Here is a 15477-nt window from a genome sequence, read left to right on the forward strand (position 1 = left end):
AGTATCGCACAATAAACTAGGCTGAGGCATTCTCGTTAGTAACGTTAGTTTAAAGGGATATTCTGGAATGGCTTACTCACAAATGCAAATTGGTCTGTCGGCAATGGGGCTGAATAAAAATCTAAACCAGGTCACTGTTTACCGTTACCAAGTAGTTATTGAATCAGCTGTTGATGAAAAAGATTCAAGCGTACAACTAACACGAAAAGTGGCAAGGCTTACCGCTTCAAAAAATGGTTGGCAACCAGTAACAGATATAAGTAGCTTTTCAATTATTTCCTTACAGCCATTAAAACTCCTAACTATTCAAGCTTTTGGCTTGAATTTTACGTTAAAACAGGATGGGCAGCTTGCCTTGAATGCAGAGAAAGAAAATGAGCGTGCTGCTATTGAACGTTTGTTGAACCAAGACCTTTACTCGGCTGTTTATCGTTTATCAGTTGATAGAGGTAGACAAGGTGGAAAACCTTTTAAGGCTATTCGGCATAGGGCTGGTTGGGCAGAAATAGAAGAAACACAGCCATCAGAGCGTATTCGAGTTAATTCTGATTACTTAGATTTATTTAAAACTCTGCGTCTAATTCCAGAATTACTGCCTAATGGTCAGGTAATTTTAGGCTTATCACTAGGTCATAAAATATGTGCTCGTAATGGCATTACTTTAGATTGGGTTATTAAAAATCGTAAAGGTTGGCTTCCAAATATTAAACGCGTGCGTCATCGCTATTCAAACCAAGGTCAAGCACCTGCTGTAGCAGATTTTTATGGCTTAGTCGCAGATAAAACTGCTGAATCATTAGTACCTGGAACCGAGTTAAGTCTATATAAATACCATGCCTCAAAAAACAACTTCTCTCCAGAGCAACAAGTGAGTGTAAGTGCTAGCCAGGTGGTAAGTGTGGGTTATGGACCTAAACATAAATATGAGCACCTAGCAGCATTACTAGAACCTATGTTTGATTTTGAAACCTTGCAGAAAATTGATAGCCCTTTGCTTAATCGAATTGCTCAAGGCTTAAAATGGCCCGTTATGGAACGCTTAAGAACTTCTGGAGAAATGGTTAAAGGCTTAATGCTGCCTAGCTTTGCTGCTCAAGTGATACAGGCTAAACCTTTAGAGCAAGCTGTTGAAAATATTTGCCCTAACTTTAAGTTAAGTTTTTATCAAGGACGACCTGGCAGTTCTGAAAAAGATGTACTGCGTTTAAAAGCATTTCAAGGTATGACACTTAGCCAAGTTGTTTGTTTGGCGGTTGGCACTCAAGCCAGTCCAGCTAACTTAAGCAATCATTTTATAAAACTACAAGCAGCTTGCCAGCGCCTTAGTGGAGAGCCGTTACCAGAATGGCGAGGGGTGACATCAGTTCAACCACTAAAAGATGCAATGGAGCTAGATGCACGGCTGAGCAAAAAACCACAAAAAAATACCTTGTTAGTGATTGCCATTGATAAAACAGTTAATAAAGCTGAAGTTCGTGATGTGGCTTTTCGTCATAAGTTAGCCTGCCAGTTTATGCTGACAGATCATCAACCTAAAACTTATCAACCCAGCTATTACAATAATTTGGCAGCTGGTGTGTTTAGTAAAGGTGGTGGGCTGATTTGTGGACTAGAAGAAATGCCAGGTGATGTTGATTTGTTTATTGGTTTAGATATGGGTGGTGTAACTCAAAAAGCACCAGGGTCTGCATTTTTATTTACTCGTAACGGTGCTCAGTTAGGTTGGCAATTGGCTGATCTACAAAAGGGTGAGCGGCTAGAAGATGAAGCTTTAAAAAACCTGTTAAGTAAAAGTATTCAGGAGTATGCACGCAACCACGAAGGTGCTTTGCCTCGTAAGCTAGTCGTTCATCGTGATGGTCGGTTTTTTGAAAGCTTGGATATTGTGCAAGCCATAGAGCGTCAATATGGTATTAATATCAGTGTGTTGGAAGTCATTAAAAGTGGTGCGCCTATTTTGTTTCGTAAGTACCAACAAGCAGGAAAGATGCAGTACAGGAACCCAGAAGTGGGTGATGTTTATCGTTACTTAGGGCTCGATGAATTAATTATAGCGACTTATAGTGGTCAAGAACTGGGGGCTTGGGGAGAAAAGGTGAGTGTACGTCCCTTGCGTTTGCGTAAGCGTTATGGCGATGAGACGTTAGATAATTTAGCTAAGCAAGTGCTACTGCTTACCCGTATTCATGGTGCTTCACTTTATCGGCATCCACGATTACCTGTTACTACCCACCATGCCGACCGTTTTGCGACCTTACGCCAGTCTTGTTCTCTGGAAGCCTTGTCGCACATGGACAGAACCTGCCCAGTTTATTTGTAAATAGGTGTTTCTAGCTAAAAGGTGGCTTTACTTTTACTTCTGAAATGCTTTATTTAAACAACCCAGTTTCTGGTGCTAAGCACTTAAAGCTAGGTTCAGGGCATATTGAGTCCAAATTAAAGCATGAAAAAGAACAAAGTACTGATAAGAAATATTAACGACAGCCCTCATACTGGGCCTTTGACTGAGCCTTTGACTGGGCCCTTGAATATTACAAACACTAGGTAAAAACATCACCTTAGCTATGAAGCGCGGTAAAATTTGTTACTGGCATTAATAAATACGAGATATAAATGACACCAGCAATCAATATAACCAAGAAGAGTAAAGTTTCTCATAAGATACATGAGTACACTCATGATGATTCAAGTGAATCCTATGGGCTTGAGGCTGCCGAGAAAATGGGCGTACCAGAAGAAAGGGTTTTCAAGACCTTGGTAGTAACTCTGGACAACAAGGAATTAGCCGTAGGCGTAATCCCTGTTTCATTTAAGCTAAGTATGAAGCTTATCGCCAAGGTTGCTGGTGCAAAGAAGGCAGCAATGGCAGACAAATCCGATGTTGAGCGTTCGACAGGCTATGTTCTAGGTGGGGTAAGTCCACTGGGTCAAAAAAAGCGACTTAAAACCATTATTCATTCATCTGCAAAAAAATATTCTACGATTTACGTTAGTGCTGGCCGTAGAGGGCTAGAAATAGAACTGAGTCCTGATGATTTAGCGCAACTAACAAATGCAAAGCTTGCTGAAATTTGTCAGTAACTCCCTAAAGATGATTGGAAAAATGGCCGCTTTCCCACTATTCCTGGCGATGACAAAGAGTTTATTCCGCTGTAAAGCTCACTAGCCACAAAAGCCACTGTTAGTAAATTTCAGTGGCTTTTTTTATGGTTACTAATCCTTAAATTTAACCAACTGCTTGTTCATTCAGCTAGCTCCTTGCAATAGCTAAGTAATTAATAATTCATAAGGTTTGCAACTTTAGCTGACCCTTGGCAAAGCGTCTAGCTAAGAGCACTGGGTTTAGGGGCATCACTAGCTTTGCATTACTTTCTTTGTAAGAATGCCAAGTTATTGATAATAAAAGATTATGGAAGTGAAATATGAAAGGGCAGGTTTACCTCTACGACCAGGCGCAAAAGGGCTTATTTAAAGGCATGAACCCTTTTATGACCCTAGTGTCCATTTTCATGGTGCTGGGTACGGTATTTTTAGGCGTGTTTTATGCTGAAGAAAGTGCCTATTGGGTAGCGGCTTTAAGGGATTGGTTAACACCTTTTTTAGAATGGTATTACGTTTTACTCGTTGCCTTCTTACTTTTTTTTATGATTTGGCTAGGTGTAGGGCGCTATAAGAACGTGCGCTTGGGTATGGAGCATGAACGCCCAGAGTTCACCTTCTTTTCTTGGGTCACCATGTTGTTTGCTGCAGGTACGGGTGTCGGTATTCTTTTCTGGTCCGTTGCCCAGCCCATTATGCAGTTTCAAAACAACCCTTTTTTAGATTTAGCAGCCAGTGATGCCGATGCAGCAGTGATAGCTATGCGCCTGTCATTTTTTCACTGGGGCATAAATGGCTGGGCTATCTTTTCTTTTGTGGGTTTAGCTTTAGCCTATTTTTCATATCGTCATAATTTACCCTTAACCATTCGCTCGGTGCTCTACCCCCTTTTTGGTGAAAGGGTAAGAGGGCGCTTAGGTGATTTTGTTGATTTATTAGCAGTCTTTGGCACGGTCTTTGGTATTGCCACCACCTTAGGTTTGGGTGTTCAGCAGCTTAATGCGGGTTTAAAAGAAGTGTTTGGCTTTGCAGATTCAACCGGGCTGCAATTAACGATTATTAGCGTAATTATGTTTATAGCCACTTTATCCGTGGCTTCGGGTTTGTCACGCGGAGTAAGGCTGCTTTCAGAAATGAACTTCTGGATGAGTATTGCGGCTGTGTTATTTATTTTGCTTTTAGGGCCTACCCAGTACCTTATAGGTATCACCATTGAAGCGACAGGTGATTACATTCAAAACCTATTACGCATGACTTTTCATACCAATGTAACCCACGGCAGTGCTTGGCAGGCAGAGTGGACAGTGTTTTTCTGGGGCTGGTGGTTAGCCTGGTCACCTTTTGTAGGTATATTTATTGCGCAAATTTCACGCGGTCGCACTTTTCGTGAATACGTTGCAGGGGTGCTATTAGTACCTACGGGTATTACTATTGTTTGGATAGGTTTGTTTGGTGGCACAGCCCTTTATCAAGAATTATTTACCGGTGGTGGTGTTGTTGAAGCGGTCGATAAAGACATAGCCACGGCCTTGTTTGCTACCATTGCTGGTATGCAGTTGCCAGACATGGCTACATCTATTGTTTCAGGATTACTAATAATCTTGTTAGGCACTTATTTAATCACTTCTGCTAATGCCGGTACTTTGGTTATTAATACTTTGCTATCAGGTGGTGATGCTGATCCTCCTGTTATTCATCGTATTTTGTGGGGTATCTTCTTAGCGTTACTAACGGCTGTTTTACTTTTGGCTGGTGGTTTAGAAACCTTGCAGGCAATGGTTATAGCGGCTGCCTTGCCTTTTTCTGTGGTAGTGATAGGTATGATTATTGGCTTGCTTAGAGAGCTTCGTAGCGAACGCTTTTCACCTCGCTCGGGTGAAAGGGTGGCTCCCCTGGCAGAGCCTTGGGTGGTTGCAGAAGAATTAGCAACTGAACACACTGAAGAAGCAGAAATTACTAGTGAATCAACAAAATAGGGTGAAAAACTCTGTTGAACAGGTTACTTTCTACTTAGATGTTGTAATCAATCAATAATAAGAAAGCGAGAGCGAGCAATGGAAATACTAAATAACCTAGTTACAGCAATTAATGGTGTTGTATGGGGTCCTTTAATGCTGGTGCTTATTCTAGGCGTGGGTTTGTTTTTATCCATTGGATTAAAGCTAATGCCCATTTTAAAAATTGGCACAGGTTTTCGCCTAATGCTGGCTAGCACTAAGGCTAAGCAAGGTGAAGAAAACTCAGGTGAAATTCCTCCTTTTCAAGCATTAATGACGGCGCTTTCTGCCACCGTAGGTACGGGTAATATTGCAGGTGTTGCAACGGCAATTTTCTTAGGTGGACCAGGTGCTTTATTTTGGATGTGGATGACAGCCTTGGTTGGTATGGCTACCAAGTATTCAGAAGCTGTGTTAGCAGTAAAATTTCGTGAAGTGGATGCAAGAGGCAACCATGTGGGCGGCCCTATGTATTACATTAAAAACGGCTTAGGGTCTAAGTGGGCTTGGCTAGGTACAACCTTTGCCATTTTTGGTGGTGTGGCTGCCTTTGGTATAGGTAATACGGTTCAAGCCAACTCTATGGCAGATGTACTGCATGCTAACTTTCAAATTCCAACCTGGGTAACTGGCTTTATTATTATGCTATTGGTTGGCCTAGTGTTAATTGGCGGTATTCGCAGAATTGGCCGAGTTGCAGCTGCACTTGTTCCTTTTATGGCAGTTTCTTACCTAACGGCTGGCCTAATTGTTTTAGTGCTTAATGCTGGTGCTATTCCTGCCGCTTTTTCTATGATTGTTGAATATGCTTTTACACCCCTTGCGGCTCAGGGTGGTTTTGCTGGTGCTATGGTGTGGGCAGCTATACGTTTTGGTGTGGCTAGGGGTATTTTTTCTAACGAGGCAGGCTTGGGTTCTGCACCTATTGCTCATGCAGCAGCACAAACCAAAGACCCAGTGCGCCAAGGTTTAATTGCCATGCTGGGTACTTTTATAGATACGCTGGTTATTTGTACTATTACTGGCCTAGTTATAGTAACAACTGGCGTTTGGACAAGTGGTGAATCAGGTGCAGCTTTAACCAGTGCGGCTTTTAGTGCCAGTTTACCGGTTGTTGGTGAATACATTGTACCTTTTGCTTTAGCAATTTTTGCTTTTACCACAATTTTGGGTTGGTCTTTTTACGGTGAACGCTGTGCAGAGTTTTTGTTCGGCATTAAAGCCATTAAGCCTTACCGTGTTTTATGGGTGCTTGCTATTCCTATGGGCGCCATGGTGAGTTTAGATTTTATTTGGCTTTTAGCAGATACCCTAAATGCTATGATGGCGATTCCCAACCTAGTTGCTTTAGCGCTACTTAGCCCAGTGGTGTTTAAGTTGACCCGAGATTATTTTAATGATTCAAGAAGTTAGTGGTACACGCCTTAATAAATACATCAGTGAAACAGGAATATGCTCGCGCAGGGAAGCCGATCGCTTAATTGAAGAAGGACGAGTAAAGGTGAACGGCAAGGTGGCCGATATGGGTTTGCGGGTAACCGATGCAGACTTTATTGCCGTGGGTGGCAAACCTTTAAAAGCTAAGCCTGCGCCTGTGTACTTGGTGTACAACAAACCAGTGGGTATTACTTGTACGACCGACCCAGAAGTACCAGAAAACATTGTTAGTGCAGTCAATTACAGAAAAGGGCGTATTTTTCCTATAGGGCGGTTAGATAAACCGTCCGAGGGTTTAATTCTGCTAACCAATGATGGCGATATCGTTAATAAAATTTTGCGTGCTGGCAATGCGCACGATAAGGAATATATCGTTTCAGTTGATAAACCCTTTGATGCAGAATTTGTGCGCCGTATGTCATCGGGTATTCCTATTTTGGGTACAGTTACCAAGCCCTGTAAGGTGCGGCAACTTTCCCCCACCAGTTTTAACATTATTTTGCACCAAGGCTTAAACCGCCAAATTCGTCGTATGACAGAGTATTTAGGCTATAACGTCACCCGCCTTAAACGGGTACGTATTATGAATATTAGTCTAGGTAGTTTAAAAGTGGGGCAGTGGCGGTTATTGAATCAAAAAGAACTGGCTATTATTACCGCTATGTTGGCAGAGTCTAGCTCCACCGTTGATGCCGAGCCTCAGAAGAAAAAGCGTTTTAAACCAGCCAGTGCAAATAAGGTAGATAAACCGCCAAGGGCAAAAAACAAATCTTCTAAAGGTGCTAAACCCGTGGCTAGCAAGCGTTCAGGTAAAAAGCTAGTAGGGAAGAAAAAAGGCTCAGGTGGCAAAAGTATTAAACGACCCTAGTTTTATGAAATTGCTGGTATAATCCAGCCCTTTGGCTTGCCATGAAACAATAATAACAAGATCGCTAGTGCAAGGTTATTAAAATCCTTAAGCGAGATTGAACAATGTCTGATGCAACAAGAATTCACTGCCCAATGCTGCGAAAAAAAGTAATGACGGCAGAAGAAGCGGCTGAACTAATACCAGCTGGCGCTAATGTGGGTATGAGTGGATTTACTGGTGCAGGCTACCCTAAAGCCGTTCCAGGTGCCTTGGCTGAACGTATTCGTAAGCACAATGCACAAGAAGGTAACAAACCTTTTCGTATTAATGTTTGGACAGGCGCTTCCACAGCACCTGAGCTAGATGGCACGCTAGCCGAAGTTGATGGCATAGAAATGCGCCTGCCTTTTCAAAGTGACCCCATCTGCCGTGAACGTATTAACACCGGCAAGATGGATTACGTTGATCTACACCTGTCTGAAGTTTCTCAATATGCCTGGTCTGGCTTTTTAGGCAAGATGAACATTGCTCTAATAGAAGTGGCAGGCATTCGAGAAGATGGCAGTTTAATTCCGTCTTCATCCTTGGGTAATAATAAAACCTGGATAGAGCAGGCAGACAAGGTAATTTTAGAGGTGAACTCTAAACAAAACGCTAAGCTAGAAGGTATGCACGATATTTATTACGGCACAGCCATGCCGCCTAACCGCAAGCCCATTATGATGACTCATCCGGCTGACCGTATTGGCGAAGCTTACCTGCGTTGCCCTGCAGAAAAGGTTATTGCCGTAGTTGAAACCAACTCAACCGACCGCAATTCAGCTTTTAAAGCTCCTGATGCCGACTCAACTAAAATTGCTGAACATATTCTAGCGTTTTTTCAAAAAGAAATTGAAATAGGGCGTTTACCCAAGAACCTACTACCCTTGCAGTCAGGCGTGGGTAATATTGCTAATGCAGTATTAGAAGGCTTAAATGCAGGCCCTTTTAAAAACCTAACCGCTTTTACCGAAGTAATTCAAGACGGCATGTTAAAAATGCTTAAGTCTGGCACTTTAGATGTGGCTTCGGCAACAGCTTTTTCATTAAGCCCTGAAGGGTTAAAAGAATTCGACGACAATATAGACCTTTACCGCGAAAAAATTATTCTACGTCAGCAAGACCTTAGCAACCACCCAGAGTTAGCACGTCGTATGGGCATTATTGCCATGAACGGTTTAATTGAAGTGGACATTTACGGCAATGTGAATTCAACCCACATTATGGGTACGCGCATGATGAATGGCATAGGGGGTTCAGGCGACTTTGCACGCAATGGCTACCTATCCATTTTTATGACACCTTCAATTGCTAAAGACGGTGCTATTTCATCCATCGTTCCTATGGTTTCACACGTAGACCACACAGAACACGATGTGAAAATTATAGTTACTGAACAAGGTTTAGCCGACTTACGTGGTTTATCGCCCCGCAAACGCGCACTAGAAATCATCAACAACTGCGCCCACCCAGACTATCGTGACGAATTGTTAGATTACTTTGAACGCGCCTGCGCCAATGGTGGTGGCTTGCACACACCCCACCTTTTAGGCGAAGCCCTAAGCTGGCACCAGCGTTATGAAGAAACCGGCCAGATGAAACCTAAACAGTCAGACTAGGAGTTTTTATGTCAGCTTCACCCAATAACCCTTTCGATAATTCAGCTAAAAACTGGGATACACGCCGTATGTCGGTGCAGCTAGCAGAAGTGGCAAATTTATTGTTGCCTCAGTTGGTGTTAAATGACCGCCAGCACTGGCTAGATTTTGGTTCTGGCACTGGATTATTGAGTGTGCCGCTTGCGGCAAGGGTGGAGCAGGTAACGGCTTTAGATACATCAGAAAAAATGTTGGAAGTGTTAGCCGAGAAGGGTGTCGCTAATATTCAAACGCTAAACCAAAATGTTTTTTCTGGCTTACCTTGTGATTACGATGGTGTTGTCAGCTGCATGGCGCTGCACCATGTTGAATCAACCGAAGCGTTATTAAAGCAGTTCTACCAGCATTTAAATAATGATGGTCAACTAGCGCTAGTCGATTTATACGCAGAAGATGGTAGCTTTCATGGTGACAACGAAGCCAAGGGCGTGAAACACCATGGCTTTGATATAGAAGAACTAAGAGCAACAGCCGAAGCTATAGGTTTTGTAGAAGTAAGCTTTGCTGAAATTATGCAGCTACAGCACCGTAATGGTCGTGAATACCCCTTGTTTGTGATGCTGGCGCGGCGCAGTTAATTGTTAGAATAAACTAACTTTTAGAGCGTTTAGCTATAGCTTTATTTACAGCCTTTACTATTTGCTGACCATTAAAGGGTTTTAAAATATAGCCATCGGCACCTGTGCGTATAGCTTGCTGTACGGTGCTGGTGTCGCTATTGGCAGTTACCATAATAACAATAATATTTTTATTACTGGTTTTTATGCTGGCTAAGGCATCTAGGCCACTTACTTCTGGCATGTTGATATCAAGACAAATGACGTCTGGCTTTAGTTGGTTAGCCAGTTCAATTGCTGAACTACCTGAGTTAGCTTGACCAACCACTTCGTATTCTAAATCAACAAGGATGTCGTTAAGCATTTCACGAATTAAAGGCTCGTCATCAACAACTAAAAAACGTAATGCAGGCGCTTCAGACATAGGTTCCTCGATTGGCATTTTTTCAGCCAGCTAAGCAAGATTTAAGATGCTCTTTTTACCATAATTAACGCTTGAAGACCAATGCTCTGGTGCGCTAGGCAAGGGTTTTTTAGCGGCTAACATTCGTGCTGCATTTATCCAGCCTGCATGACCAACAACCAAGCGTGTTTCAGTGGTTGTGCGGCTTAACCAGCTTTCTACACGATTAAACAGCTGTTTTAAATTTTCCCCACCACCTGGGGCATAATCAGCAAAATTATTGCACCAACTATCCATTTCATGGCGGTCAATTTGTTCCCAAGGTAAACCATCCCAAGTGCCAAAATTAAACTCAATTAACAAAGGGTCTATTTTTACCTGCCAGCCTTGTTTGGCTAAAAATTCCCCCACGCCTCTTGAACGCTGCAAAGGGCTAACGTGCAGCACAGGCGCTAACTCTAATCGTTTGGCTTCTTGTTGCACTTTATACGCTAAGTTTCTGGTACGCCTAGGGTCTACAGCTAAATCGGTATGGCCTAAACAAATGCCAGCTGCATTAAGGGGTTTAGGGTGCCGCCAAATAATAACGCTCATAGTTATTTCTTTCCTTATTCCTCTAGCTGTTTGTTAAAATTAAAACTGACCACCAGCTAAAATTGCAAAAGCTAGGTAAGCAGCTAGCTCAGTTAACTGTTGGGTCGCCCCCAAACCATCGCCGGTATAGCCGCCTAAGCGCCTGTTAAGTAACCTAGCCATATAGCTGGTAGCAAGCAGCATAAGTAGCAAGGCCAAAAGCAAGCTGGCTGTAGGAAAGCTGTTTAGTAATAACCAAGGCAATAAAAAGCTTGGTAACAGGGTAAGCAGTGCAAAAGCCGCTTGGCGCTTATCTAGGCTTTGTGCCATAGGTTTAGCTTTGGCATGTTCCACATCACCGGCATAGGGCAAAAAGCTTAATAGTAGAATGCTAAAAAAGCGTGAAAAACCCTGGGCTAACACCAAAGCTACCACCGCTAAAGGTAGGCTTAAACTGGCTAGAAGTGAAACTTTTAACGCTAAAGCCATCACCAAACCCAAAGTGCCGTAAGTACCAAGGCGGGAGTCTTTCATTATAGTTAACGCGCCTTCACGGGTGAAGCTGCCACCTAAACCATCGCAGCTATCGGCTAGGCCATCTTCGTGAAAAGCACCAGTTAAGCGAATACTAAAAGCCGTGCTACCAATTGCTGCTACCCAAGGGTTAATAAGCCAGAATAAAGCCGCAAATACCAAAGCGGTTAAGCTACCTAGCAACAAACCCGTTAACGGAAAATACCGCGCACTTTGCTGTAACCAAAGGGGCTGATAATTGTTAAGTGTTGGCATAGGTAAGCGGGTTAAAAACTGCACTGCCACGCTGAATAATTTTGCTTCATGAACTAAGCGTTGAACTAGGCTAGGCATTAGGCTTTATTACTCACACCAGCAGTAGAAAAACTGGCCATTTCATTTAAAAAGCCCAGTGCCGATTTTAATAAGGGGAAGGCAACTACTGCACCCGTGCCTTCACCTAAACACATTTGTAAATCTAACAGGGGTGTGGCTTCGAGTAGTTTCAATAATTGACTATGCCCAGGCTCTGCTGAATGGTGGCTGAAAACTGCAAAGTCTTTTACGCCAGGTTGTAATTTTTCTGCCACTAGCAAAGCGCTGGAGGCAATAAAACCATCAATCAATAAAATACGTCGCTGGCTAGCAGCTTGCAGTAGTGCGCCGACCATCATGGCGATTTCTAAACCACCCATGGCAGCTAATACTTCAAGGGGATTTTTAAGGTTGCGGTGCTTGTGTAAAACCTGAGCCAATACCTGTGTTTTATGTTTTATACCGTTATCTTGTAATCCTGTGCCAGGGCCAACACAGGTTTCGATAGGTACACCGCCCAGTTTGCTTAATAACAGGCTAGCGGCAGAAGTGTTGCCTATACCCATTTCACCCACAATGAGCAGGTTGCCAGGGGCTTCTCTTACCAAACCCATGCCACAAACTACCGCTTGAATGCATTCATCAGCATTCATGGCAGCCGTTTGTAGGCTGTTGCGAGTACCACGCATTACTTTTAAGGCAATTAAATCTGGGTGGGCTGTAAAATCGCCATCTACACCGGCATCCACTACTTTTAAGCTAATACCATGCTGGCGAGCAAACACATTAATTGCCGCACCACCGGCTAAAAAATTCAACACCATTTGTTGGGTAACGGCTTTAGGAAAGGCTGAAACGCCTTCATCGGTTAAACCATGGTCGGCAGCAAACACACGTATTTGTGGGTCTACAATTTGTGGGTTGGTGGAATTTAAAATTAACCCTAGCTGTATCGCTAAGCTTTCTAATCGGCCTAAAGAACCGGGCGGCTTAGTTTTTTGGTCAATACGTTCTTTTAGTTCAGCTTCCAATTTAGGGTTAGCCAGTGTAGGTAGGCTGGGTAATTCAAGGCGGTGACGTGCAGTAAACATGGCTTATCCAATAGATGAATAGGGAAAAAATAGCGTTTGGCCTGCTATCTGAGTAGTGATTAAACGCTGGCGATAGAGTTTTTCTAAGGCGGGCAGTTGCAGCATAATAGTTTTTTCGCCCCAACAGGCTTGCCCATCTGGGTAGAGCAACAAAATATGGCTACAAAACCGAGCGGCAAGGTTAATATCATGCAAGGCCATCACCGCACTTTTACCGGCTTGTACTTGTTGGTGAATAATTTCTAACACCGCCATTTGGTGATGCAGGTCTAAATGGTTGGTGGGTTCATCAAGCAGCAGTAAAGCAGGGTTTTGGGTAAGCAACACAGCCAAGGCTAAACGCTGCCTTTCACCGCCGGATAAGGTTTGAATGCTACGGTTTTCTAATTCAGTTAATTCCATTTGCGCTAAGGCTTGTTTAGCTAAATCAATATCGGCTTGGCTTTCGGTTTGCCAGCTTCTTAAATAAGGATGCCGACCCATTAAAGCTGTGGCTAATACCGTGGCAGGAAAATCATCTTGCTGCTGTTGAAAAACTAAGCCTAGTTGTTGTGCACGTTGCTGCATTGTATAGCTGGTAATTGGCTGCTTAGCTAATAAAACTTGACCACTGCGAGGGGCTTTTAAACCGGCCAAAGTTAATAATAAAGTGGTTTTTCCTGCACCATTGGGGCCTAAAATGCCCCAGCTTTGCCCCGCTTCTATTTGCCAGTTCAAGGCATCCATCTTAGGGCGGCTAGGAATGTGCATGATTAAATCGTCTGTTTGCATCATCAGCGGTTGTTCCTGTAAAGCAGCAACAAAAATACCGGCACACCTAACAGGGCGGTAATTACCCCAACGGGGAGTTGCTGGGGTGCTATTACAATGCGTGCCAAGGTATCGGCTAGCACCAGCAGGCTACCACCAGCTAAAGCGCTGGCAGGCAATAAAATACGTTGGTCGTAACCAAACACCATACGCATTAAATGCGGCACAATTAAACCCACAAAACCTATGCTACCTGCCACAGTCACCGCTATGGCAGTTAACAAAGCCGCCAAGCCAAAAATCATTAATTCCACTTTTTTAACTGACACACCCAAAGCTGCCGCTTGCAACGCACCTCTGGCCAGCACATTTAAGGTTCGCCCTAAAGGAATCAGTAGCAACAAAACTACCACTAACACCAACCAAGGAATCACCGGGCTAGGGGCGTGGGATAAATCACCCATGAGCCAATAAAGCATGCCTGGGAGTTGATGCGCTTGGCTGGTGGCTAGTAAAAAGCTAATTAAAGCGCCCCAGCCCGAAGCCACCACCACGCCAGTTAACAACAAGCGAGTAGCCGAAGCCTGCCCACTGCCATAAGCCAAACCAAAGACCAAAAAGGTAGAAAATAAAGCACCGCCAAACGCTGCACTAGACACCCAAAACACACCCACGCCAGCCAGCATAGCTAACAAAGCCGCAACTGCCGCACCGCCGGATAAACCTAATACATAAGGGTCTGCTAAAGGATTACGCAATAACACCTGCATTAAAGCGCCAGCTATGGCTAATAAACCGCCCGTTGCAAAAGCCGCTAAAACGCGTGGCAAGCGTAGGTCTAAAATTAAGGTTTTGTGTAAAGGCGACCCTTGCCCTGTTAAAACTGCAGTTATAGATTCCAGCGGCAAATTAACGCTACCCAGCAACAAGCCCAAGAGCATCACCAAAAGGGCAATGCAAGCTAAAAGCATTAAACGTGGCAGTAAATTTAAAACCATTAGAAGTTTCTAGCCGCTTGTAATTTATCGCAGATGATTTTTGTACCTTGTAAAAAACGCGGTGTTGGGCGCTGTACTAGGGAAGGGGGAATAAAATACAGTTTCTTTTCTTGAACAGCTTGCAAGGATCTGTACTTCTTCCAGCTTTCTAACCAAGCCGGTGTAGCTTCACCCATGCCACCGCCCATAATCACTTCTGGGTTTTGGGCTAAGACCACTTCACGGCTAATCACCGGCACTAGCTGGTTTAAGTCAGCAAAAATATTCACGCCACCACACAAGCTAAGCCCTTCACTAATTAAATGCTCACCGTTTAAAGTCATTAAAGGCTGTTCCCAAACTTGATAAAACACCCTAACCGGACGCTGCTGGGCATATTCAGCTTTAAGCTGTTCCGCACCTTCTTCAAAAGCCAAGGCTGCTGCTTCTGCTTGGGCTTCTTTGCCCGTTAAACGACCTAATTGGCGTAGTTCATGACTAACAGCGGCAAAGCTGCGGGGTTCTGTGTAATAAATAGGAATACCTAAACCGGCTAAGCGTTCTAACTGAGCAACGGGATTGCCACTGTGCCAAGCAATAATTAAATCCGGTTCTAGCGCTACTAGGCCTTCAATATCCAACTGATTATAGCCACCAATTAATGGAATTTGCTTGGCTGCTTCTGGGTAGTCGCTGTATTCCACCGCACCAACAATTAAATTGCCAGCACCGATTGCAAAGAGGTTTTCAGTAATGTGTGGTGAAAGGCTAATCATGCGCTGAGCGGTTTTGGCTAGCTGTAAAACCTGTCCGGTATCATCAGTAATTTCTACAGCAGCAGTTTTTAAAGGTGCAGCCAAAGCACTAGCTGCAAGGGCTAGCTGTAGAGCTAATAACGGCAATACCACCCAAAACCTTGATTGATGCATAAAAAAGCCTTTATTAAGTTGGCGCATTGGAAAAACGCGCATTATACGTGTATTCTTTGCGACCTTCGAGGTACTTGGGAAGTCAGTGCACTAAAGCTTGGTAAAGCCTAGTAAGTCTGACGCTGCCCCCGCAACGGTAATTCATGTGCTGCTTCAGCAAGAAGCAAAACACCTTCATATAAGTCACTGTGCTAACGCATGGGAAGGCAGAAGGGGTTGTCTAATCAGGAAAGTGCATTAGACCACAGTTAAGCCCGGAGACCGGCCTAGAAGAAAACCAAATTAATTA

The 15477-nt window shown here is 43.7% G+C and carries 14 protein-coding genes and 1 riboswitch; of the genes, 7 read left to right on the forward strand and 7 right to left on the reverse strand.

Annotation, left to right across the window (positions count from 1 at the left end; all coding sequences use genetic code 11):
• Positions 1 to 67 precede the first annotated feature (67 nt).
• From H571_RS0106025 to H571_RS0106060, 7 genes are all read left to right on the forward strand, one after another.
• Positions 68 to 2320 carry a Piwi domain-containing protein gene (locus H571_RS0106025; RefSeq protein WP_051168181.1) on the forward strand — a complete coding sequence of 751 codons (2253 nt, stop codon included), beginning with the start codon at positions 68 to 70 and terminating at the stop codon, positions 2318 to 2320.
• 293 nt (positions 2321 to 2613) lie between these two features.
• Complete coding sequence (gene ybaK / locus H571_RS0106035) at positions 2614 to 3081, forward strand: Cys-tRNA(Pro) deacylase (RefSeq protein WP_027848524.1); 468 nt, start codon at positions 2614 to 2616, stop codon at positions 3079 to 3081.
• A gap of 341 nt (positions 3082 to 3422) precedes the next feature.
• A complete protein-coding gene (locus tag H571_RS14395) occupies positions 3423 to 5075 on the forward strand; it encodes a BCCT family transporter (RefSeq protein ID WP_036217776.1) in 1653 nt (550 codons plus the stop codon).
• A gap of 78 nt (positions 5076 to 5153) precedes the next feature.
• Positions 5154 to 6509 carry an alanine/glycine:cation symporter family protein gene (locus H571_RS0106045; RefSeq protein ID WP_027848525.1) on the forward strand — a complete coding sequence of 452 codons (1356 nt, stop codon included), beginning with the start codon at positions 5154 to 5156 and terminating at the stop codon, positions 6507 to 6509.
• Positions 6493 to 7401: a 23S rRNA pseudouridine(2604) synthase RluF gene (gene rluF / locus H571_RS14400; protein ID WP_084482703.1), complete on the forward strand. Its 909-nt coding sequence runs from the start codon at positions 6493 to 6495 to the stop codon at positions 7399 to 7401. Before H571_RS0106045 ends, rluF begins: the two co-directional genes overlap by 17 nt.
• Before the next feature lie 104 nt (positions 7402 to 7505).
• Positions 7506 to 9041 carry a succinyl-CoA:acetate CoA-transferase ScpC gene (gene scpC / locus H571_RS0106055; RefSeq protein WP_027848526.1) on the forward strand — a complete coding sequence of 512 codons (1536 nt, stop codon included), beginning with the start codon at positions 7506 to 7508 and terminating at the stop codon, positions 9039 to 9041.
• Positions 9042 to 9049: 8 nt separating this feature from the next.
• A complete protein-coding gene (locus H571_RS0106060) occupies positions 9050 to 9658 on the forward strand; it encodes a class I SAM-dependent methyltransferase (RefSeq protein WP_027848527.1) in 609 nt (202 codons plus the stop codon).
• A 13-nt stretch (positions 9659 to 9671) separates the two neighbouring features.
• Here the strand turns inward: H571_RS0106060 and H571_RS0106065 are convergent, their stop codons facing one another.
• The 7 genes from H571_RS0106065 to H571_RS0106095 form a co-directional block, all read right to left on the reverse strand.
• Positions 9672 to 10079, reverse strand: a complete 408-nt coding sequence (locus tag H571_RS0106065; RefSeq protein WP_027848528.1) for a response regulator transcription factor — start codon at positions 10077 to 10079, stop codon at positions 9672 to 9674.
• A gap of 12 nt (positions 10080 to 10091) precedes the next feature.
• The gene (locus H571_RS0106070) at positions 10092 to 10634 is read right to left on the reverse strand and encodes a histidine phosphatase family protein (RefSeq protein ID WP_027848529.1); all 543 of its coding nucleotides are present in this window, start codon (positions 10632 to 10634) and stop codon (positions 10092 to 10094) included.
• Positions 10635 to 10673: 39 nt separating this feature from the next.
• Positions 10674 to 11480: an adenosylcobinamide-GDP ribazoletransferase gene (cobS, locus tag H571_RS0106075; protein WP_027848530.1), complete on the reverse strand. Its 807-nt coding sequence runs from the start codon at positions 11478 to 11480 to the stop codon at positions 10674 to 10676.
• Positions 11480 to 12532 (reverse strand): nicotinate-nucleotide--dimethylbenzimidazole phosphoribosyltransferase, encoded by a 1053-nt coding sequence (gene cobT / locus H571_RS0106080; RefSeq protein ID WP_027848531.1) that lies wholly within the window; start codon positions 12530 to 12532, stop codon positions 11480 to 11482. Before cobT ends, cobS begins: the two co-directional genes overlap by 1 nt.
• A 3-nt stretch (positions 12533 to 12535) precedes the next feature.
• A complete protein-coding gene (locus H571_RS0106085; RefSeq protein WP_036217780.1) occupies positions 12536 to 13306 on the reverse strand; it encodes an ABC transporter ATP-binding protein in 771 nt (256 codons plus the stop codon).
• Positions 13306 to 14280, reverse strand: a complete 975-nt coding sequence (locus H571_RS0106090) for a FecCD family ABC transporter permease (protein ID WP_027848533.1) — start codon at positions 14278 to 14280, stop codon at positions 13306 to 13308. Before H571_RS0106090 ends, H571_RS0106085 begins: the two co-directional genes overlap by 1 nt.
• A complete protein-coding gene (locus H571_RS0106095) occupies positions 14280 to 15230 on the reverse strand; it encodes a cobalamin-binding protein (protein ID WP_245562327.1) in 951 nt (316 codons plus the stop codon). Before H571_RS0106095 ends, H571_RS0106090 begins: the two co-directional genes overlap by 1 nt.
• A riboswitch (cobalamin riboswitch) is annotated at positions 15228 to 15472 on the forward strand. (Overlaps the previous gene by 3 nt.)
• The last annotated feature ends 5 nt before the right edge of the window (positions 15473 to 15477 follow it).

This window comes from Marinospirillum minutulum DSM 6287 (assembly GCF_000422325.1).
Taxonomy (GTDB): Bacteria; Pseudomonadota; Gammaproteobacteria; order Pseudomonadales; family Halomonadaceae; genus Marinospirillum; species Marinospirillum minutulum.